The sequence below is a fragment of the Umezawaea tangerina genome (genome assembly GCF_003002815.1).
Lineage (GTDB): Bacteria > Actinomycetota > Actinomycetes > Mycobacteriales > Pseudonocardiaceae > Umezawaea > Umezawaea tangerina.
This window is the reverse complement of record NZ_PVTF01000001.1, coordinates 647974-667549: the sequence shown is the minus strand read 5'-3', so window position 1 is coordinate 667549 and position 19576 is coordinate 647974. Positions and strand designations below refer to the sequence as shown.

Genomic DNA, 19576 nt, shown 5'->3' with positions numbered 1-19576 from the left:
GTTCTTCCCCCTGTTCACCACGGTGTCGGTCGAAGCAGTCTGGCACGCGCCCGGCAGGATGGTGCCGTGCCGAAAACACCCGCCAGCGTCGCCGAGCACCAGGCCCGTGTGGCCGGGCTCGTCGGGATCATGCCCGTCCGGGTCCTGCCGATCGCCGAGTGCCTCGGTCTGGTGCTGGCCGAGGACCTGGTGGCGCCCATCCCGCTCCCGCCGTTCGACAACTCCGCCATGGACGGGTACGCGGTGCGCGCCTCGGACGTCGTGGAGGCGCCCGTCACACTGCCGGTCGCGCAGGACATCCCGGCGGGGATGACCGAGGTCGCCCCGCTGGAGGCCGGCACCGCGCACCGGATCATGACCGGTGCCCCGATGCCCGCGGGCGCGGACGCGGTGGTCCAGGTCGAGCACACCGACGGCGGCACCGACCGGGTGCTGCTGCGCACGGCGGTCGAGGCGGGCACGCACGTCCGGCGGGCCGCGGACGACGTGGCCGTCGGCGCGCTGGTGCTCCGGGCCGGTCGGGTGCTCGGACCCGCGCAGCTCGCGCTGGCGGGCGCGCTGGGCTTCGGCGGGCTGCCGGTGCGCAGGCGGCCGAGGGTGCTGGTGCTGTCCACCGGCTCCGAGCTGGTCGGGCCGGGCGAGCCGCTGCTGCCGGGGCAGATCTACGAGTCGAACGGCCTGATGCTCGCCACCGGCGTGCGCGAGGCGGGCGGCGAGGCCGAGCTGCTGCGGTTCGTGCCCGACGACGTGGCCGCGTTCCACGCCGCCATCGAGCCGCACCTGGGCGAGGTCGACCTGGTGCTGACCTCCGGCGGGGTGAGCGCCGGGGCGTACGAGGTGGTCAAGGACGCCTTCACCGGGCGGGGCGTGGAGTTCCTGAAGGTCGCGATGCAGCCCGGCGGGCCGCAGGGCGCAGGCCGCTACCAGGGCGTCGCCGTGGTGACGCTGCCCGGCAACCCGGTGAGCGCGCAGGTGTCGTTCGAGGTGTTCGTGCGGCCCGCGCTGCTCGCGTCGATGGGGTTCGCCGCCGTCGAGCGGCGCACCGCGCGGGCCAGGATCAGCACCGCCATCACCTCCCCCGCGGGCCGCACCCAGTTCCGGCGGGGCGCCTACGACGCCGAGTCCGGCGAGGTCGTCACGCCGGTCGGCGGACCGGGATCGCACCTGCTGTCCGCGCTGGCGGTCGCCAACTGCCTCATCGAGGTCCCCGAGGACACCACCGAGCTGGCCGCGGGCGACCTGGTGACCATCCGGTACCTGGAGTAGCGGACCCGCGCCCTAGGGCGTGGGTCGAAGTCCGTGTTCGCGGTAGCCGGGCCCGAGGCGGCCCCTGGGGGCACGGCCGACTGACCCGCATACAACAGAGGTATGCGGGCCAGTCGGCCGCACCGCCAGGAACCACCTCAGGCGCGACTCCCATCGAACGAGACTTCGACACACGCCCTAGGCTCCCCCGGCCGGCGACCGAGTGGAGCCGGGCGCCGGCGTTCCAGGGGTGGAGCCGGGCGCCGGCGTTCCAGGGGTGGAGCCGGGCGCCGGCGTTCCAGGGGTGGAGCCGGGCGCCGGCGTTCCAGGGGGTCTCGATGCGCGTCGCGCTCGCCTTGTCCGTGCTGGTCGGCTTCCTCGTGGTCGCGGTCGGCCTCGTGCTGGGCCCGGCCGTGCTGGTGGTCCGGGCGTTCGCCGAGGGTCACGGCGGCGCCGGGGCGGTGGGGCTCGGGGTCGTGGCCGCGCTGGTGGCCCTGGCGATCGGCCGGGTCGTGCTCGCCGCCGTCCGGGTCGGGCCGGAGCCACCGGGGGTGCCGGTGACCCGCGAGGCGCAGCCGGAGCTGTGGCGGGTGGTCGACGAGCTGGCCGCGGTCGCGGGCACCCGTGCGCCGGACGCCGTCCGGCTGGTCCCCGAGGTGACCGCGGCCGTGCGGGAGCGGACCCCGCTGTCCGGCCTGCGCGGGGGCGAGCGCCACCTGGTGGTCGGCCTGCCCCTGCTGGCGGGCCTGTCCGTCGGCGGGCTGCGGTCGGTGCTCGCGCACGAGCTCGGCCACCACGGCGGGCACCCGCGGCTGTCCGCGACCGCCTACCGGGCCAAGGACGCGCTGCGGTTGACCGCCGCCCGGCTCGACGGGGTGCCGGGCTGGTTGTTCGGCCAGTTCGCGCGGTTCTACGCGGTGCTCGCCGGACCGGCCAACCGCGAGCAGGAGCTGCGCGCCGACCGGGCCTCCGTCGCCGCCGCGGGCCGAGATACCGCGCAGGCCGCGCTGCGCGCGATCGGCCCGCTGTCGGTCGCGTGGGCGCACTTCGACCAGGAGCTCCTGGCGCTCGTGCCGGACGCCGGGCGCACGCCGCCGGTCCTCGCGGGCTTCCGCGCCTTCCTCGGGGACGCCGAGGTCCGCGAGCGGCTGGCCGCGATCGGCGTCCGGATGCTCGACGAGGAGTCCGGGTCGGTGTTCGACAGCCACCCGGCGGTCCGGGAGCGGATCGCCGCGATGGAGGCCGTGCCCGCGGGCGACGCCGCCACCGACGACCGGCCGTCGTGGTCGCTGCTGGACCACGTGCCCGAGCTGGAGCGCGAGCTGGTCCGCGACGCGGGCCCCGCCGCGGACTGGCCGGAGGTGTTCGCCCTCGGGCACGCGGCGCGGGCGGAGCGGATGGCCTCGGTGCTGGCGGACGCCGCCCGCACCAGCGGCACGGCCGAGCGCGGCACCGCCGACGAGGTGCTCGCCGCGCTGGGCCGGGGTGAGCTGCTGCGGCTCGGGGAGCCGCTGATCGCCGCGGGCGCTCCGGCCGACCAGCTCGTCGCCACCGCCACCCGGCTGCTGGGCGGCGCGGTCGTCGCCGAGCTGCTGCGCGCGGGCCGGGCGTCGATCGCCCTGGACTGGAGCGGCGAGCCGCGGGTCGTGCTGGCCGACGGCACCGGCCTGGACGTCGACGGGCTGGTCGCGCCGGCCGTCGCCGACCCCCGCCGGGCCGAGGGCGCACGCCTGCGCGTGGCCTCCCTTTGTGACCGAACGCTCACCGACTGACATTGATCACGCATGTGACCCGGATTACAGTGCAGGTACGTGACGTGCGGCCCCTTGGGCTCGCCAAAACCGCAGCCGTCACCCTCCAGCAGGCCGTCCAGCCGGTCCGCGCGTTCAGTCGGGGGACGCGCGGGCCGGCCGGACGACCGCCACGGGCGCTTGGCGTAGCGTGTGGCCGGCCCAAGCACAGCCCGACCACGGAAGAGCAACGGATTCCCCACGAAATGAACTCCGACCGCGATCAGCACAGTGGTGGCGTTTCCCACTTCATCGAGCTCGCACGGGGCATCGTGCCCCCCATGCACCCCGCGGGCCGCCCCTTCGTCGCGGGAGCGGCGGTGGCAAGTCTCCTGGTGAGGCGGTTCTCCAAGCGCGCGGGCGTGCTCGGGTTCCTCGTCACGGCCTGGGTCGCCTGGTTCTTCCGCGAGCCGAAGCGGGTGCTGCCGACCAGGCCCGGCGTGGCGGTCGCGCCCGCCGACGGCACCGTGTCGCACGTCGTCGAGGTCGCCCCGCCCGCGGAGCTGGGCCTCGGCACCGACCCGATGATCCGGATCAGCGTGTTCCTGTCGGTCTTCGACGTGCACGTCCAGCGCGTCCCCGCCGCCGGCGAGATCCGCCAGGTGTCCTACCACGCGGGCAAGTTCCTCTCCGCGGACCTGGACAAGGCCAGCGAGGTCAACGAGCGCAACACCGTGCTGCTACGCACCACCTCCGGCCACGACCTCGTCGTGGTGCAGATCGCGGGCCTGGTGGCCCGCCGCATCGTGTGCCAGGTCGTCGAGGGCGAGAAGGTCGACGCGGGCCAGACGTACGGCCTGATCAGGTTCGGCTCGCGCGTGGACCTCTACGTGCCGCGCGGCAGCCGCCCCCTCGTCGAGGCGGGCATGCGCACCATCGGCGGCGAGACCGTGCTCGCCGAGCTCCCGGAGGGCTGATCCTTGGCACCCAGCACGCCGGGCATCCGGCTGCTACCCAACGCCATCACGGTCCTCGCGATGAGCGCGGGCCTGTCGGCGGTGCAGTTCGCGATCGTCGGCATGTGGGCGGCGGCGATCGGCGCGATCGCCGCCGCGGCGCTGCTCGACGGGCTCGACGGCCGGATCGCGCGGCTGCTGGACGCCACCAGCAAGATGGGGGCGGAGCTGGACTCGCTGGCCGACGCGATCTCGTTCGGCGTCGCGCCCGCGCTGGTGATCTACGTGTGGCGCTTCGAGCCCAACCGCGGCGGCTGGGTCGTCGCGCTGGTGTTCGCGGTGTGCATGGTGCTGCGGCTGGCCAGGTTCAACACCCTGCTGGACGTCGAACAACCGCCGTACGCCAAGGAGTTCTTCGTCGGTGTGCCCGCTCCCGCGGGCGGCCTGCTGCTGTTGCTGCCGCTGATCGTGCAGGAGCAGATGGGCCACGACGGCTGGTGGTCCAACGTCTACGTGGTGGCGGTGTGGACGGTCGCGATCGCCCTGCTGCTGGTGAGCAGGATCCCCACGTTGTCGGTGAAGACCATCAAGGTGCCGCCGCGCGCGGTGGCGCCGCTGCTGGTGCTGGTGGCCCTGCTGGGGGCAGCGATCATCACCTACCCGCTGGTCGCCCTGATCGCGGCGATGGTCGTCTACCTCGGCCACCTGCCGTACTCCGTGCGCCGCTCCCGCTGGCTCGCCAAGCACCCCGAGGCGTGGGAGGTGCCCGCCGCGGACCGCAGGGCGATCCGGCGCGCGCACGGCGTGGCCAACCGCCGTCTCGGGCTGCGCCAGCCGTTGCGCGGCCGGGTCGCCGGTGCGGCGCTGCGGGTGGCCAGGCTGCCCCGGCGCAACGGCGTCGACCCGACCAAGACCGGCTCCGACGCGGGTGTGCGGCGGCGCAACTGGCGCCAGCTGGGGCTGCGCCGCGACCAGACGCCCAAGGACCCGAGCCAGAACTAGCTCCACCACGTCCGAAAGGGGCCTTCCGACATCGGGAGGCCCCTTTCGTCGTCTCGGGACACCGGACGGGAACGCGGTGCTCGCACTAGGCTCTTGCCGTGATCACGCTGACCGCTCGGCTGTCCCCGTCCGCGTTGGACACCCGCCGTGGTGTCGTGCGCCTGCACCCGGAGGTCCTCGACGCGCTCGGGCTGCGCGCGTGGGACGCGGTGAAGCTGACCGGGGCGCGGGTGAGCGCGGCGCTGGCCGCCGCCGGTGACGGCGACGGGCCGCCCGGTGTGGTGCTGGTCGACGACGTGACGCTGTCGAACCTCGGCGTGGTGGAGGGGTCCGAGATCGTCGTGGCCCCCGTCGACGTGGCGGGCGCGCGGTCGGTGACCGTGTCCGGGTCGCGGCTGGCCACGACCTCGTTGACGCCCGAGACGCTGCGGCTCGCGCTGACCGGCAAGGTGCTCACCGTCGGGGACGCCGTGTCGCTGCTGCCGCAGGACCTCGCGCCGCCGCCCGGCGTGGACGTCAGCACCACGCGGCGGAAGCTGTCGAACGCGATCGGCATGACGTGGACCAACGAGCTGCTCACCATCACCGCCACCGACCCGGCGGGCCCGGTCGCCGTGCAGCCGTCCAGCGTGGTCGGCTGGCGCGACGGCGCCCGCACCGGTGACGCCCCGCCGGTGGTCGCCGCCGGGACCCAGCTCCAGAGCGCGGTGACCGCCCGCGAGGCCTCCCCGTCGTTCGTGCCGGCCGTGGAGCACGCCGTCGTGCCGCCGGTGGCGGACCTCGTCGGCCAGCGCGACTGCGCGAAGCGGCTCACCGAGTGGCTCGACCTGACGTTCCTGCGCCCCGACCTGCTCGCCAAGCTCGGCGCGTCGGCCAGGCTCGCGGCGCTGGTCGCCGGGCCGGAGGGCGTCGGCAAGGCGACGCTGGTGCGGTCCGTGGCGCAGAGCGTGGACGCCGACGTCGTGGAGCTGGCCGCGCCGAGCATCGCCGTGCTGGAGGCGAACGCGACCGCGCAGCGGCTGGCGGACGCCGTGGCCGCGGCGTCGTCGAGCGAACGGCCCGCCGTGCTGCTGCTCACCGACGTGGACGTGCTGCTGCCCGCCACCTCACCGCCGCCGGTCGCGACCGTCGTGCTCGACATCCTGCGCTCCGCCGTGCGCACCAAGGGCCTGGCGCTCGTCGTGACCAGCGCGCACCCCGAGTCCATCGACCCCCGGCTGCGCGTGCCGGAGCTGGTCGACCGCGAGCTGACCCTGGCCCTGCCCGACGGCCGCAGCCGCACCGAGCTGCTGCGCATGCTGCTGCGCGACGTTCCGGTCGAGTCCGACGTGGATCTGGGCGCGATCGCCGACCGCACACCGGGTTTCGTCGTCGCCGACCTCGTCGCGCTGCGCCGCGACGCCGCCGTCCGCTCCGCGCTGCGCCAACGCGACCAGGACGAACCCCGTGTGGCGCAACAGGACCTGCTCGGCGCGCTGGACACCGTGCGCCCGGTGTCGATGTCCACTTCGGACACGTTGCAGACCGGCGGCCTGACGCTGGACGACGTCGGCGACATGACCGAGGTCAAGCAGGCCCTCACCGAGGCCGCCCTGTGGCCGCTGCGCTACCCCGACTCGTTCGCCCGCCTCGGTGTCGCACCGCCGCGCGGCCTGCTGCTCTACGGTCCTCCCGGCTGCGGCAAGACGTTCCTCATCAGGGCGCTCGCGGGCACCGGCCAGCTGAACGTGCTGTCGGTCAAGGGCGCCGAGCTGATGGACAAGTTCGTCGGCGAGTCCGAACGGGCCGTGCGCGAGCTGTTCCGCCGCGCCGCCGAGGCCGCCCCCGCCATGATCTTCCTCGACGAGGTCGACGCCCTGGCTCCCCGCCGCGGCCAGTCCTCGGACTCCGGTGTGGCCGACCGCGTCGTCGCCGCCCTGCTCACCGAGCTCGACGGCGTCGAGCCCCTGCGCGACGTCATCGTCCTCGGCGCCACCAACCGCCCCGAGCTGGTCGACCCCGCCCTGCTCCGCCCCGGCCGCCTGGAACGCCTCGTCTACGTCCCGCCGCCGGACGGCGAGGCCCGCGGCGCCATCCTGCGCGCGTCCTCGCGCAACACCCCGCTCGCCGACGACGTGGACCTGGACGAACTGGCGGAGACGCTGGACGGCTACTCGGCCGCGGACTGCGCGGCCCTGATCCGCGAGGCGGCGCTGACCGCGATGCGCGAGTCGCTGGAGGCCGCCGTGGTCACCGCGGCGCACCTCACCAGCGCCCGCAAGGCGGTGCGCCCGTCGCTGGACCCGGTGCAGCTGGCCGCTTTGGCCGCCTACGCCGACTCCCGCAAGCAGTAGCGGGTCGGGGTGGTGCGGACTCCCGCACCACCCGGACCGGCCTACTTCACGTTCTGCGGGCCCTTGTAGTCGTTCGTCACGATCACGATGATCCCGTCGTGCGCGGCCTGGATCCCGTCGAACCGGGCCTCCACCCGCGCCTGCATGACGTTCGCGAGCGCCTTCGCCGACTCCTCCTCCGGTGTGCCCGGTCGGTAGTAGACGGTCGTCGTCGGGATCTGGCCCTGCGAGTAGTTGCCGGTGTCGACGACGTTCCACCCGGACCGCTTCACGTCCTCGGTCGCCTTCGCGGCGAGCCCGGAGATGGTGCTGTTGTTGTAGACCCGCACCGGCGGCTTCTCCACCGCCTGCTGGCCCGCGGGTGTCGTCGGCGGGGTCTCGGGCGGCGCGGTGGTGGTCGTCGCGGGCGGCGGCGTCTCGGAGGTCGTGGTCGGCGGCGCCGAGCTCGCGGGCGGTTCCGTCGACGACGCGGGCGCGGGCGCCGACGTCGACTCCGACGGCGCGCCGGTGCTCGGCTGGTCCGACGGGCCCGAGGCCGTGTCGTCACCGCCGCCGGAGAACAGCGTGACGACGCCGATGACCAGCGCCACCAGGGCGACGCCGATCAGCGCGAAACCGGCCGCGCGGGCGGGGTGCGACGAACTGGGGGATTCCGGTGAGCTCATCGCTGCTCGACACCATTCGGCTCGAAACCGAAGCGGCGCGCCGAACGTGCGCGCAGCCGGACCGTGCGGAGTCTGCGGAGGCGTTTCACGAGCATCGGCTCGGCCGCGAGGGCCTCCTCCTTGTCGATCAGGGCGTTGAGCAGCTGGAAGTACCGGGTCGCCGACATGTCGAACAGCTCTTTCACCGCTTGTTCCTTGGCACCCGCGTACTTCCACCACTGGCGTTCGAAGGCGAGGATTTCCCGCTCCCTGCCGTTCAAACCGTCGTCCGGCTCCTCTGCCGGCGCCAGTGCCCCTGCGGCGTCCATCTGGCTCCTCGCCTCACGGTCCGGAGCACCTGCGGACGCAAGCTGCCCATCCCGTGTGATTCCCAATGGCCAATTACATCACGTGATCGTGATCGGGGTCGCTTCATCAGTCGGCGCGTCCGCGCTGACACGCCGATAAGCTCTCCGACCATGGCTGTTCACCCCATCCGGATCGCCGGTGACCCGGTGCTGCACAACCCGACGAAGCCCGTGGAGGCGTTCGACGACGGGCTGCGGACCCTCATCGCCGACATGTACGAGACCATGGCGGCGGCGCACGGCGTGGGCCTGGCGGCCAACCAGATCGGTGTGGCCCAGCGGTTGTTCGTCTACGACTGCCCCGACGACGAGGGCGTCCGCCACCGCGGCGTCGTCGTCAACCCGGTGCTGGAGACCTCCGAGGTCCCGCAGGGCATGCCCGACCCCGACGACGACTTCGAGGGCTGCCTGTCCGCGCCCGGCGAGACGTTCCCGACGGGGCGCGCCCGGTGGGCCAAGGTCACCGGGCAGGACGCGGACGGGAACCCCCTGGAGGTGGAGGGCACCGGCTTCTTCGCCCGCTGCCTCCAGCACGAGACCGACCACCTCGACGGCTACCTGTACCTGGACCGCCTGGTCGGCAGGTACAAGCGCGAGGCCAAGCGCATGATGCGCGCCAACGAATGGGGCGTCCCCGGCCTGTCCTGGGACCCCGCGACCTCCGAGGACCCGTTCGCCGACGAGGAAGAGGACTGACCCGCTCTCCACATATCGAAGCGAGGACGTTTTGAGGAAGATCATCGTGTCGGTGTCGGTATCCCTCGACGGGTACATCGAGGGGCCGAACCGGGAGATCGACTGGCACCTGGTCGACGAAGAGCTGCACACCCACCTCAACGAGCAGCTCGGCAGCATGAGCGGCTTCCTGAGCGGACGCGTGACCCACGAGCTGATGGCCGCCTACTGGCCGACCGCCGACGGGACGTCCTCGTCCGCGTCCGACCGCGGTGCCGAGTTCTGGCCCGAGAACCTGGACAAGCCGGCCGCCAGCGCCGAGCCCGTCCAGGAGTTCTGGCCGGAAGGGGGCGCCGTCCGGCGCGGCCCGACCGTCAGCAAGCCGGTCGCGGAGTTCGCCCGCATCTGGCGCGACATGCCGAAGGTCGTCTACTCGAAGACCCTCCAGCACGCCGACTGGAACACCACCATCGTCCGCGACGTCGTCGTCGAGGAGGTCCTCGCCCTCAAGGCCAAGCCGGGCAGCGACCTCGCGCTCAGCGGCGCCGACCTGATCGCCGAGTTCCGCAGGCACGACCTGGTCGACGGCTACCACGTCTACGTCCACCCGGTCCTGATCGGCAGCGGCAAGCCGCTCTTCTCCCCGACCGACGACCGCACCAACCTGCGCCACCTCGACACCAGGACGTTCGGCAACGGCGTCGTGCTGCTCCGCTACGAGCGCGACAGCGCCTCCTGACCACCGGCGGCCCCCGCCCTCCGCGGGCGGGGGCCGCTGTCGTGTAACTTGGTCTCGGTCAGAGTCGAAGTATTGGCCGAACGGGGCGCCATGAGCAGGCAGTACCTCGGTGTCGTCGGCGTCGCCGAGGCGATGGGCGTCACCCGCCACGGCGTGCACAAGTGGCGCTCCCGCTTCCCCGCCCACTCCACCCACCCGTTCCCCGAACCGGACGTCGAGGTCGACGGCACACCGGGCTGGCGGCCGGAACGGCTCGCGGAGATCACCCGCTGGCGCGACGCCCTGCCCGGCCGCGGCACCGGCGGCGGCCGCCCCACCGCCGCCCGCCAGGACTACTTCCGCGCCGCCGCCGCCCGCGGCCTCACCCGCGCCGAGGCCACCCGCTCGCTCACCGTGTTCGCCGACGAGTTCCCCGAGATGACCGAACCCGAGCTCTGCGCCTGGCTCGTGGAGAACTTCGGAGCCTAGGCGGGCATTCCGACTAGACATGTCTAGCGATATGCGAAATGCTAGACAGACCTGCCCGCTCTTCCCGGAGGACCCATGCCCCGCGAGAACGCCGACACCGTGAACCCCGAACTGCTCGAGGCGGTCACCGCACTGGCCGACGCGGAACGGCACATGGCCGAACAGACCGAAGCCCTCACCCGCGCCAGGGCCGCCCGCCTCACCGCCCACGCCCACCGCGACGCCCTGATCCACGCCGAGCTGTCCCGCAACGTGCGCGTCGTCGAACTCTGCAAGATCACCGGCCTGACCCGCGCCCGGATCTACCAGATCCGCGAGAACAAGCCGCAGGACTGACCCCACCCCGATGCCACGGCGGTGGTCGCACCGCCGTGGCCCAAGGGTGGGTCGTCCGGTTGTCGTGCCTGGTCGGTTCGGCATCGCGGGTCGTCCGCTTGGCCGGCTCGCGGAGCCACGGCCAACACCGGCGAGTTGTCCACAGCCCCGCCACCCGTCCACAGCCAGGATCCAGACCACCCGCCCGCACCCCCTTACCTATTTCGCAGCTCCTGACAAGGAGCCGTGAGCGATTACCGAGTGTTCCTCGGCCTGGACGTCGGCCAGGGCGAACACCACGCCGTCGGCCTGGCCCCCACCGGAAAGCGACTGCACGACGCCACGCTGCCCAACACCGAACCGAAACTGCGCGCGTTGTTCGACAAGCTCGCCCAGCACGGTCCACCGCTGGTGGTGGTCGACCAACCGGCCGCGATCGGAGCGCTGCCGGTCGCGGTCGTCCGCGCGGCCGGTCACCAGGTGGCCTACCTGCCCGGCCCGGCCATGCGCCGCATCGCCGACCTCTACCCCGGACGCGCGAAACCCGACGCCCGCGACGCGTTCGTCATCGCCGACGCCGCCCGCACCCTCCCGCACACCCTGCGCACGGTCGACGTCGGCGACGACGCCCTGGCCGAACTGGACGTACTGGTCGGCTTCGACGACGACCTGGCCAGCGAGGCCGAGGGGATCCTTGATGCACACCCTCTTGCCGGGGTCCTGATCTCGATGCCCGGCATCGGCGTCAGGACCGCAGCCCGCACCCCGCTGGAGATCGGCGACGCCTCCGGGTTCGCCTCCTCCGGGCACTTGGCCGCCTACGCCGGCATCGCCCCGGTCACCCGCAGCTCCGGCACCAGCATCAAGGGCGAGCATCCGGCCCGGACCGGCAACCGCAAGCTGAAACGGGCGTTCTTCCTGGCCGCGTTCGCCGCCCTGCACGACCCGACCAGCCGCGCCTATTACGACCGGAAGAGAGCCGAGGGCAAGAAACACAACGCCACCCTGATCCGCCTGGCACGACGCCGCTGCGACGTGCTCTACGCGATGCTGCGCAACCGCACCCATTACCTGCACTCCGCCGAGGCCGTTCCCGCCTCCGTTGCAGCTTGACAACCAACACAGGGACACCCCCACCACCGGTGGACCGGCCTCGGTGCCGTCCCCCGGTGAGGGTGGGGGCATTTACCGGGTGTCCGCGCGAGGCATGGCGTTTTCGCTGGTCCTGAGCCCGGCCGGTCCCCCGGAGCCGAAAACGGCTTGCCCCCGCCAGCGACGATGTCCGCATGCTGGACAACCTGGCCGCCCTCATCGCGGCGTCGTTCCTGATCGCGCTCTCCCCCGGCCCCGGCACGGCGCTGGTGTTGCGGCAGTCGGTGCGCGGGCGCAGGAGTGCGCTGGCGACGGTGGCCGGGATGGAGGTGGCGGTCGCGTGCTGGGCGGTCGCGGCGGCGCTCGGGTTGTCGGTGCTGTTGACGGCGTCGGAGGTGGCGTTCCACGTCCTGCGGATCACCGGGGCGCTGTTCCTGGTCTACCTCGGGGTGAAGGCGTTGCTGTCGGCGGGCGGGCCGGGGGCCGAGGTGGTGGAGGAGCTGCCGTCGCGGGCGTTCCGGGCGGGGTTGGTGGTGAACCTGGCGAACCCGAAGCTGGGGGTGTTCGCGATCTCGTTCCTGCCGCAGTTCGTCCCGGCCGAGGAGGCGGGCAAGGGCGTGCTGGTGCTGTTCGCGCTGGTCTGGGTGCTGGTGGACACGGCCTGGTACCTGGTGGTGGTGAGCGTGCTGCACCGGATCCGCGGGTGGCTGGGGCGGCCGCGGGTGCGGCGGGTGCTGGAGCGGGTGTCGGGTGGGGTGCTGGTGGCGCTCGGGGTGCGGCTGGTGCTCACGCCTCGGTAGGCACCTGGTCGGCCTCGGCCTCGCGGGGCGGGGGCGGGTGGTCGAGGCGGACCTGGTGGTCGCCCCTGTGCGAGTCGTCGCGGCGCCAGTACAGCTCCGGGAGGCCCGTGAGCTGGACGTGGGTGGCGCACGCGGCCAGCTCCTCGTAGTGCCCGGCGAGCACGTGGGCGCGGACGCGCTGGATCTGGCCGGTGGTGGCCAGCTCGCCCACCAGCAGGAACGGGATCAGCAGCCGCCAGGTGGAGGCGACGACGGCGCGGTGGCGGTGCGGGGCGCGCAGGACGGCGCGGGCGACCCGCAGGGCGTGGTCCTCGGGGGTGATGACGTCGGGGGTGCCCGAGTGGTCCCAGGACCAGCGGGTGGCCTCGGCCATGGAGCAGCGGACGCAGTCGAGCGGGCCCGTGGCCGGTTCGGACGCGCAGTGCGAGCAGCGGACCAGGGTCATGGCCCAGTCGGTGCACGTCCACGAGAAGCGGCCGATCTCGTCGTCGTCCAGGACGAGCTCGGCCAGCTCGCGCTCGCCGGAGCCGCCCTCGCTGAGCTGCTCGGCGGCCAGCAGCGCCTGCCAGTCCTGCAGCCACGCCTGGTCGACCAGCTCGGCGCAGAACCGGCACTCCGGGTAACCGCGCCCGGCCAGGTCACCGCAAGAAGGGCACGCCGAAACAGCCGCGGGTCGTTCACCACGCCGCGCACCGGCTGGGAACGGCTGGTGATCAGCCACGCGAGAAAGGTACGCCGAAATCTCCTCCAGCGCGCCGGCTGAAGCCGATCAGTTCTAGCCGGCCGTGCCGAACCGTGGCTATGGTCGGCCTGGACAACTGAAAACGCGGGAGCTCGCGCCTGAAGCGGGCTGAGAGGGCGGTTGTGCCGAAGGGCACGGTGCCGCCGACCGCTCGAACCTGACCGGGTAATGCCGGCGTAGGGAGGAAATGTCGTGACGGCACTTGACGACCGCTCAGTCCGACCGTCAGTAACCACCGGCCCGATCTCGGGCTCCCGCAAGGTCTACCGCGACGCGGGCGACGGCGTGCGGGTCCCCTTCCGCAGGGTGGAGCTGACCAACGGCGAGCACGTCGACCTGTACGACACATCCGGTCCGTACACCGACTCCAACGCCACCATCGACGTCCACAGTGGACTCGCCAGGCTCCGCGCGGACTGGATCGCCGCGCGCGGGCCGGTGGACGGCGCGGTGACCCAGCTGGCCTACGCCAAGGCCGGGGTCGTCACGCCGGAGATGAGGTTCATCGCGGTCCGCGAGAACGTGGACCCCGAGTTCGTCCGCTCCGAGGTGGCGATCGGGCGGGCGGTCATCCCGCTCAACCGCAACCACCCCGAGGCCGAGCCGATGATCATCGGCAAGAAGTTCCTCGTGAAGATCAACGCGAACATCGGCAACTCCGCCGTGTCGTCGTCGATCGAGGACGAGGTCGACAAGATGGTGTGGGCCACCCGCTGGGGCGGCGACACGATCATGGACCTGTCGACCGGCAAGCGGATCCACGAGACCCGCGAGTGGATCCTGCGCAACTCACCGGTGCCGGTCGGCACGGTGCCCATCTACCAGGCGCTGGAGAAGGTCGACAGCGACCCGGCGAAGCTGTCGTGGGAGCTCTACCGCGACACCGTGGTCGAGCAGGCCGAGCAGGGCGTCGACTACATGACCGTGCACGCGGGCGTGCTGCTGCGGTACGTGCCGATGACGGCCAAGCGCGTGACGGGCATCGTCTCGCGCGGCGGGTCGATCATGGCCGCGTGGTGCCTCGCCCACCACAAGGAGAGCTTCCTCTACACGCACTTCGAGGAGCTCTGCGAGATCCTGCGCTCCTACGACGTCACGTTCTCGCTGGGTGACGGCCTGCGGCCGGGCTCCATCGCGGACGCCAACGACGAGGCCCAGTTCGCCGAGCTGCGCACGCTCGGGGAGCTGACGCACGTCGCCCGCTCGCACGACGTGCAGGTGATGATCGAGGGCCCCGGCCACGTGCCGATGCACAAGATCGCGGAGAACGTCCGGCTGGAGGAGGAGTGGTGCGGCGAGGCGCCGTTCTACACCCTCGGCCCGCTGGCGACCGACATCGCGCCCGCCTACGACCACATCACCTCCGCCATCGGCGCGGCGCAGATCGGCTGGCTGGGCACCGCGATGCTCTGCTACGTCACGCCGAAGGAGCACCTCGGCCTGCCGAACCGGGACGACGTGAAGACGGGCGTGATCACGTACAAGATCGCGGCGCACTCGGCCGACCTGGCCAAGGGCCACCCCGGCGTGCAGGACTGGGACGACGCGCTGTCCAAGGCGCGGTTCGAGTTCCGGTGGGAGGACCAGTTCAACCTGTCGCTGGACCCGGACACGGCCCGCTCGTTCCACGACGAGACGCTGCCCGCGGCACCGGCGAAGACCGCCCACTTCTGCTCGATGTGCGGGCCGAAGTTCTGCTCGATGAAGATCACCCAGGACGTGCGCAGGTACGCCGAGGAGCACGGACTGTCCACAGTGGAAGCGATCGAGGCGGGCATGGAGGAGAAGTCCGCCGAGTTCGGCGACCACGGCAACAAGGTCTACCTCCCGGTCGTGGAGACTTCCTGAGGTGAACACGACTCCTCCGCGGGTCCTCACCATCGCCGGGTCCGACTCCGGCGGTGGTGCGGGACTCCAAGCCGATTTGCGCACGCTGTTCGCCTGCGGGGTGCACGGGATGACGGCCGTCACGGCCGTGACGGTGCAGAACTCGTTGGGCGTCACCGGGTTCGTGGAGATGGCACCCGAGGTGGTGGCCGCGCAGATCCTGGCGGTCGCCACGGACATCGGGGTGGGAGCCGCCAAGACGGGGATGCTGGCGAGCGCCGGGATCATCGAGGCGGTGGCCGACGCCTGCGACCAGGTGGGGATCGGGCGGACCGGGACGACCCCGTTCGTCGTCGACCCCGTGGCGGCCTCGATGCACGGGGACCAGCTGCTGACCGACCTCGCGCTGGAAGCGGTGCGGGGACTGCTGTTCCCGCGGGCGACGCTGGTGACGCCGAACCTCGACGAGGTGCGGCTGCTGACCGGGATCGACGTGGTGGACCGGGCGGGGCAACGGGAAGCGGCACGGGCGCTGCACGACCTGGGGCCGGAGTGGGTGCTGGTCAAAGGCGGGCACATGTGGGCGGACCCGGAGTGCCTGGACCTGCTGTTCGACGGGTCGGAGTTCGTGGAGCTGCCGGGGCCCAGGTATGACACGAAGCACACGCATGGGAGCGGGGACACGTTGGCTTCGGCGATCTGTTCGAGGCTGGCGAGGGGGGAGGGGGTGGTCGAGGCCGTGAGGTTCGGGAAGGAGTTCGTGGTGAGGTCGGTGAGGGCTTCTTACGCGTTGGGGGCGGGGGTTGGGCCGGTGTCGCCTTTGTGGAGGTTGGAGGGGTGAGTTGGGGGTTTTCCCGGTGAGGTCTGACTGTCGTCCCCGGTAGAAACCCAGCCCTTGGTCACGTCGTGCCCACCCCGCGCGAAGCCCGGCCCCCGGCGCGCGATTGTCTCAATGCCCGATCTTGCTTGTCAAGACGATAGGACTGTCTTGACAAGCAAGATCAAGCAAGAGGGCGCTGTGGATCGGGGGCAGAGGGGAAGTCTGGCTTCGCCAGCATCGAGCTGCGCTCGACAAGGCATCCTCGGCTCCGCCGTCGGACAGGGCATCCGCGCTTCGCGGCGGACTGAGCATCCTTGCTGCGCTGCGGACAAGGCCCCAGGCGCTCCGCGCCGGATGCGCGATGGCGGGCTTCGCCCAACGGGGTGGGGTGGCTGCTGCTCGCTTCGCGTCGGTCTAGCGGGCGGGTGGGCGCTTTGCGCCCGAGGGGCGGGTGCGTCGTGCTGGGGGTGTTAGCGGTTTTCCTCGGCGACGATTTCTTCCAAGGCGCCCAGGGCTGCGATCAGGGCGGATTGGTGTTCTGGGGAGAGTAGTTCCATGCGGCGTTGTAGTTCCTGCATGCGGGCCGAGCGGACGCCGGAGACCATTTCCTGGCCTTCGGTCGTGGGGGTGGCGAGCCAGGCGCGGCCGTCCTGGGGGTCGGGTTCGCGGCGGACGTAGCCGGCTTCGACGAGGGCGGCGACGATGCGGGAGAGGGTGGGTGGGGCGACTCCCTCCTTCTGCGCCAGGTCGCCCAGGCGCATGGGGCCGCAGCGGGCGAGGGTGGCGAGGGCTGAGACCGCGCCTGGGCCAAGGCCGGGGGAGCCGGTGCGGCGGAGGAGTCTGGAGAACCTGCCGATGGCGAGGAAGAGGCGTGCGGTGGCGTCTTCGACCTCGTCGGCCGTCGGTGCCGTCACGGCATGTCCTCCTCGGAGCGGCGCGGTGGGGGTGCAGGCCCCCATCATGCCGTCTCCGACCGCGTGCTCAGAGGTCGGTGTCCGGAGCGGGGCTCGACGCCTGGGCCCAGAAGCGCTGGGGGATGCGGCCCGCGAGCCTGGCCAGCCTGCCGCCCTCGACGCCTGCGCGCATGGCGGCGGCCATGCGTTCCGGGTCCTGGGCGCGGGTGACGGCGGTGGCCAGCAACACCGCGGAGCAGCCCAGCTCCATGGCCAAGGCGGCGTCCGAGGCGGTGCCGACACCGGCGTCGAGGATGACGGGCACGGTGGCGCGGGAGACGATGAGCTCGATGTTGTGCGGGTTGCGGATGCCGAGACCGGTGCCGATCGGCGAGCCGAGCGGCATGACGGTGGCGCAGCCGACGTCCTCCAGCCGCCGGGCGAGCACGGGGTCGTCGTTGGTGTAGGGCAGGACGGTGAAACCGTCGTCCACGAGGGTCTCGGCGGCGGCGAGCAGCTCGAACGGGTCGGGCAGGAGGGTCTTCTCGTCGGCGACGACCTCCAGCTTGACCCAGCTCGTGCCCAGGGCCTCGCGCGCCAGCCTGGCGGTCAGCACGGCCTCGGCGGCACCGCGGCAGCCCGCGGTGTTGGGCAGCGTCTCGATCCCCAGGCGCCGCAACAACTCCAGCACGCCGGTGCCGCCGCCGACGTCCATCCGGCGCATGGCGACGGTGGTCAGCTCGGTGCCCGAGGCGACCAGGGCCCGTTCCAGCACGGCCAGGTTCGCCGCGCCACCGGTGCCCATGACGAGCCGGGAGCCGAACTCGCGACCTGCGATGACCAGCAGGTCGTCCACGTCAGCCCCCCTGCACGGCGGTGAGGACCTCGACGGTGCCGCCGTCGGGGACGGCCGTGCGCGGCCACTCGGCGCGCGGCACGACCTCGCCGTCGACGGCGACCGCGACACCGGAGCTGGGGGCGCCGAGCAGGGCGAGCACCGCGGCGACGGTCGTGCCGTCGGGCAGGTCGCGCAGCTCGCCGTTGACCCGTGCCTTCACGGGGTTCCTCCTTCGCGCAGCAGGGTGAGCACCTTCTCGGCGGTGATCGGGGCCAGCAGCAGGCCGTTGCGGTGGTGGCCGGTCGCCGCCAGCACACCGGGTTCCAGCCAGCCGATGACGGGCAGGTTGTCCGGGCTGCCCGCGCGGAACCCGGCGGCGGACTCGACCAGCTCGTACTCGGCGATGCCGGGCAGCACGGCCTCGGCGTCGCCCAGCAGGTCGCGCACGCCGCCGACGGTCACGGCCTCGTCGAACCCGCTCTCGTACTGGGTGGCGCCCACGACGAGACCGTCGTCCTTGGGCACCAGGTAGACCGCGCGGCCCTCCACGTGCGCGCGGATGGTGCGCGTCGGCGGCGGCAGCGCGCCGCGCCGACCCGCAAGCCGCACGATCTCGCCCTTCACCGGGCGGATTACCGGCGCCAGCGCCGGGTGCAGAGCGCCGCTCCACGCGCCCGCCGCGATGACGACCACGTCCGCGTCCACAGTGGACGGTGTGGCCCGACGCGGCTCGAACCGGACGTCGTGGGCCGCGCACGCCTTGCGCAGGGCCGAGAGCAGCCTGCGGTTGTCCACGGCCAGGTCCCCCGGCACGGACAGGCCGCCGCGCACCCGCGGCCCCAAACCGGGTTCCAGCGCGCGCAGCTCGCGGCCGGTCACCCGGTCGGCCTCGCGGCCGAGCCCGCGCAGGTGCCCGGCGAGCTGGTCGAGCACGCCCAGATCGGCGGAGTCCAGCGCCACGGCGAGCGTCCCCTCGGTGCGCAGGCCGACGTCGCCCAGCTCCGCCGCGAACGCGGGCCACCTGGCCAACGAGCGGGAGCCCAGGTCGAGCAGCTCCTCCTCGCCGGGCCACGACTCGGTGACCGGGGCGAGCATGCCGCCCGCCACCCACGAGCCCGCGGTGCGGCAGCCGTCGTCGAAAACCGTGACCGCGCGACCGCTCGCGGCCACCCGCCAGGCGGTGGACAGCCCGATGACACCGCCGCCCAGGACGGTTACGCGTTGGACCAAGGCACTCACGCTCCCTGCGCCGGCATGACCCGGATCAGGTTCGACGGTCGGAGCGAACCACGCTCCCTCTCAGCCCGGTGTTCTCCGGGCTCCCGTGCGGACCGCCCTCACCGTAGCGCAAGAATCGTTGCCGCGGTTAACGTCCTGGGCGTGCCAGGACTCGACGGGACCCAGATCAGGCGGCGGCTCGCCGCCGCTCGGCTCTACCTCTGCACGGACGCGCGCGCCGAACGCGGCGACCTCGCCGACTTCGCGGACGCGGCGCTGCGCGGCGGTGTGGACGTGGTGCAGCTGCGCGACAAGGGGCTGGAGGCCAAGCAGGAGATCGCCGCGCTGGAGGTGCTGGCGGAGGCGTGCGCGCGGCACGGCGCGCTGCTGTCGGTGAACGACCGCGCGGACGTGGCGGCCGCCGTCGACGCGGACGTGCTGCACCTCGGCCAGGACGACCTGCCGGTGCCCGTCGCGCGGCGGCTGCTCGGCGAGGACGTGGCGATCGGCCGGTCCACCCACGACGTGCCGCAGATGCGGGCCGCCGCCGAGGAGCCGGGCGTGGACTACTTCTGCACCGGCCCGTGCTGGCCGACCCCCACCAAGCCGGGCCGCCGGGCACCGGGCCTCTCGCTGGTCCGGGCGGCCGCCGGTCGGCCCGAACCGCTCGCGGGCGCACAGGTTCAGATGCGCAAGAGCGCCGGGATCCCGTGGTTCGCGATCGGCGGCATCGACCTGTCGAACCTCGACCAGGTGCTCGCCGCGGGGGCCACTCGGATCGTCGTGGTCCGGGCCGTCACGGCGGCCGAGGACCCCGAGGACGCGGCCAGGCGACTGCGCTCACAGCTTAGTTGAAAGTTGAACTAAACCG

General features: G+C 72.8%; 21 protein-coding genes and 1 riboswitch. Of the genes, 14 read left to right on the top strand and 7 right to left on the bottom strand.

Annotated elements, in window-relative coordinates; all coding sequences use genetic code 11:
• Positions 1 to 66 precede the first annotated feature (66 nt).
• The 5 genes from moeA (at position 67) to CLV43_RS03155 (ending at position 7266) form a co-directional block, all read left to right on the top strand.
• Positions 67 to 1266, top strand: a complete 1200-nt coding sequence (gene moeA, locus CLV43_RS03180) for a molybdopterin molybdotransferase MoeA (protein ID WP_281262140.1) — start codon at positions 67 to 69, stop codon at positions 1264 to 1266.
• Positions 1267 to 1583: 317 nt separating this feature from the next.
• Positions 1584 to 3017: a M48 family metallopeptidase gene (locus tag CLV43_RS03170; RefSeq protein ID WP_146174626.1), complete on the top strand. Its 1434-nt coding sequence runs from the start codon at positions 1584 to 1586 to the stop codon at positions 3015 to 3017.
• Between the two features lie 224 nt (positions 3018 to 3241).
• Positions 3242 to 3952: a phosphatidylserine decarboxylase gene (locus CLV43_RS03165; protein WP_106185398.1), complete on the top strand. Its 711-nt coding sequence runs from the start codon at positions 3242 to 3244 to the stop codon at positions 3950 to 3952.
• A 3-nt stretch (positions 3953 to 3955) separates the two neighbouring features.
• Positions 3956 to 4933 carry a CDP-diacylglycerol--serine O-phosphatidyltransferase gene (gene pssA, locus CLV43_RS03160; RefSeq protein ID WP_106185397.1) on the top strand — a complete coding sequence of 326 codons (978 nt, stop codon included), beginning with the start codon at positions 3956 to 3958 and terminating at the stop codon, positions 4931 to 4933.
• Positions 4934 to 5031: 98 nt separating this feature from the next.
• The gene (locus CLV43_RS03155) at positions 5032 to 7266 is read left to right on the top strand and encodes an AAA family ATPase (RefSeq protein WP_106185396.1); all 2235 of its coding nucleotides are present in this window, start codon (positions 5032 to 5034) and stop codon (positions 7264 to 7266) included.
• A 41-nt stretch (positions 7267 to 7307) separates the two neighbouring features.
• Here CLV43_RS03155 and CLV43_RS03150 read toward each other — a convergent pair whose 3' ends face one another.
• The gene (locus CLV43_RS03150) at positions 7308 to 7931 is read right to left on the bottom strand and encodes a LytR C-terminal domain-containing protein (protein ID WP_106185395.1); all 624 of its coding nucleotides are present in this window, start codon (positions 7929 to 7931) and stop codon (positions 7308 to 7310) included.
• Positions 7928 to 8239 (bottom strand): DUF3263 domain-containing protein, encoded by a 312-nt coding sequence (locus CLV43_RS03145; protein ID WP_106185394.1) that lies wholly within the window; start codon positions 8237 to 8239, stop codon positions 7928 to 7930. Before CLV43_RS03145 ends, CLV43_RS03150 begins: the two co-directional genes overlap by 4 nt.
• A gap of 150 nt (positions 8240 to 8389) precedes the next feature.
• Between CLV43_RS03145 and CLV43_RS03140 the strand changes: the two genes are divergently transcribed.
• From CLV43_RS03140 to CLV43_RS03115, 6 genes are all read left to right on the top strand, one after another.
• Positions 8390 to 8974, top strand: a complete 585-nt coding sequence (locus CLV43_RS03140) for a peptide deformylase (protein WP_106185393.1) — start codon at positions 8390 to 8392, stop codon at positions 8972 to 8974.
• A gap of 31 nt (positions 8975 to 9005) precedes the next feature.
• A complete protein-coding gene (locus CLV43_RS03135; protein ID WP_211304207.1) occupies positions 9006 to 9692 on the top strand; it encodes a dihydrofolate reductase family protein in 687 nt (228 codons plus the stop codon).
• Between the two features lie 90 nt (positions 9693 to 9782).
• Complete coding sequence (locus CLV43_RS03130) at positions 9783 to 10160, top strand: hypothetical protein (RefSeq protein WP_106185392.1); 378 nt, start codon at positions 9783 to 9785, stop codon at positions 10158 to 10160.
• Positions 10161 to 10235: 75 nt separating this feature from the next.
• Positions 10236 to 10496, top strand: coding sequence for a hypothetical protein (locus tag CLV43_RS03125; protein WP_106185391.1), 261 nt, complete (start codon positions 10236 to 10238; stop codon positions 10494 to 10496).
• A 225-nt stretch (positions 10497 to 10721) separates the two neighbouring features.
• Positions 10722 to 11588 (top strand): IS110 family transposase, encoded by an 867-nt coding sequence (locus tag CLV43_RS03120; protein ID WP_211304206.1) that lies wholly within the window; start codon positions 10722 to 10724, stop codon positions 11586 to 11588.
• A gap of 173 nt (positions 11589 to 11761) precedes the next feature.
• Positions 11762 to 12367 carry a LysE family translocator gene (locus CLV43_RS03115; protein WP_106185390.1) on the top strand — a complete coding sequence of 202 codons (606 nt, stop codon included), beginning with the start codon at positions 11762 to 11764 and terminating at the stop codon, positions 12365 to 12367.
• Here the strand turns inward: CLV43_RS03115 and CLV43_RS03110 are convergent.
• Entirely contained in the window at positions 12354 to 13088 is a 735-nt protein-coding gene (locus CLV43_RS03110) for a hypothetical protein (protein WP_211304205.1), read from the bottom strand. The genes CLV43_RS03115 and CLV43_RS03110 overlap by 14 nt on opposite strands.
• A gap of 213 nt (positions 13089 to 13301) precedes the next feature.
• On the opposite strand from CLV43_RS03110, the gene thiC reads away from it, so the two are divergent.
• Positions 13302 to 14957, top strand: a complete 1656-nt coding sequence (gene thiC / locus CLV43_RS03105; RefSeq protein WP_106185388.1) for a phosphomethylpyrimidine synthase ThiC — start codon at positions 13302 to 13304, stop codon at positions 14955 to 14957.
• Between the two features lies 1 nt (position 14958).
• Positions 14959 to 15777, top strand: coding sequence for a bifunctional hydroxymethylpyrimidine kinase/phosphomethylpyrimidine kinase (gene thiD, locus CLV43_RS03100; RefSeq protein WP_106185387.1), 819 nt, complete (start codon positions 14959 to 14961; stop codon positions 15775 to 15777).
• Between the two features lie 449 nt (positions 15778 to 16226).
• Here thiD and CLV43_RS03095 read toward each other — a convergent pair whose 3' ends face one another.
• From CLV43_RS03095 to thiO, 4 genes are all read right to left on the bottom strand, one after another.
• Positions 16227 to 16670 carry a MarR family winged helix-turn-helix transcriptional regulator gene (locus CLV43_RS03095; RefSeq protein WP_245886093.1) on the bottom strand — a complete coding sequence of 148 codons (444 nt, stop codon included), beginning with the start codon at positions 16668 to 16670 and terminating at the stop codon, positions 16227 to 16229.
• 67 nt (positions 16671 to 16737) lie between these two features.
• Positions 16738 to 17505 carry a thiazole synthase gene (thiG, locus tag CLV43_RS03090; RefSeq protein ID WP_106185386.1) on the bottom strand — a complete coding sequence of 256 codons (768 nt, stop codon included), beginning with the start codon at positions 17503 to 17505 and terminating at the stop codon, positions 16738 to 16740.
• A 1-nt stretch (position 17506) separates the two neighbouring features.
• Positions 17507 to 17707 carry a sulfur carrier protein ThiS gene (thiS, locus tag CLV43_RS03085; protein WP_106185385.1) on the bottom strand — a complete coding sequence of 67 codons (201 nt, stop codon included), beginning with the start codon at positions 17705 to 17707 and terminating at the stop codon, positions 17507 to 17509.
• Positions 17704 to 18717, bottom strand: a complete 1014-nt coding sequence (gene thiO / locus CLV43_RS03080; RefSeq protein WP_106185384.1) for a glycine oxidase ThiO — start codon at positions 18715 to 18717, stop codon at positions 17704 to 17706. Before thiO ends, thiS begins: the two co-directional genes overlap by 4 nt.
• Positions 18712 to 18823: riboswitch (TPP riboswitch) on the bottom strand. Its footprint overlaps the gene before it by 6 nt.
• Before the next feature lie 44 nt (positions 18824 to 18867).
• On the opposite strand from thiO, the gene thiE reads away from it, so the two are divergent.
• The gene (gene thiE / locus CLV43_RS03075; RefSeq protein WP_106185383.1) at positions 18868 to 19560 is read left to right on the top strand and encodes a thiamine phosphate synthase; all 693 of its coding nucleotides are present in this window, start codon (positions 18868 to 18870) and stop codon (positions 19558 to 19560) included.
• The last annotated feature ends 16 nt before the right edge of the window (positions 19561 to 19576 follow it).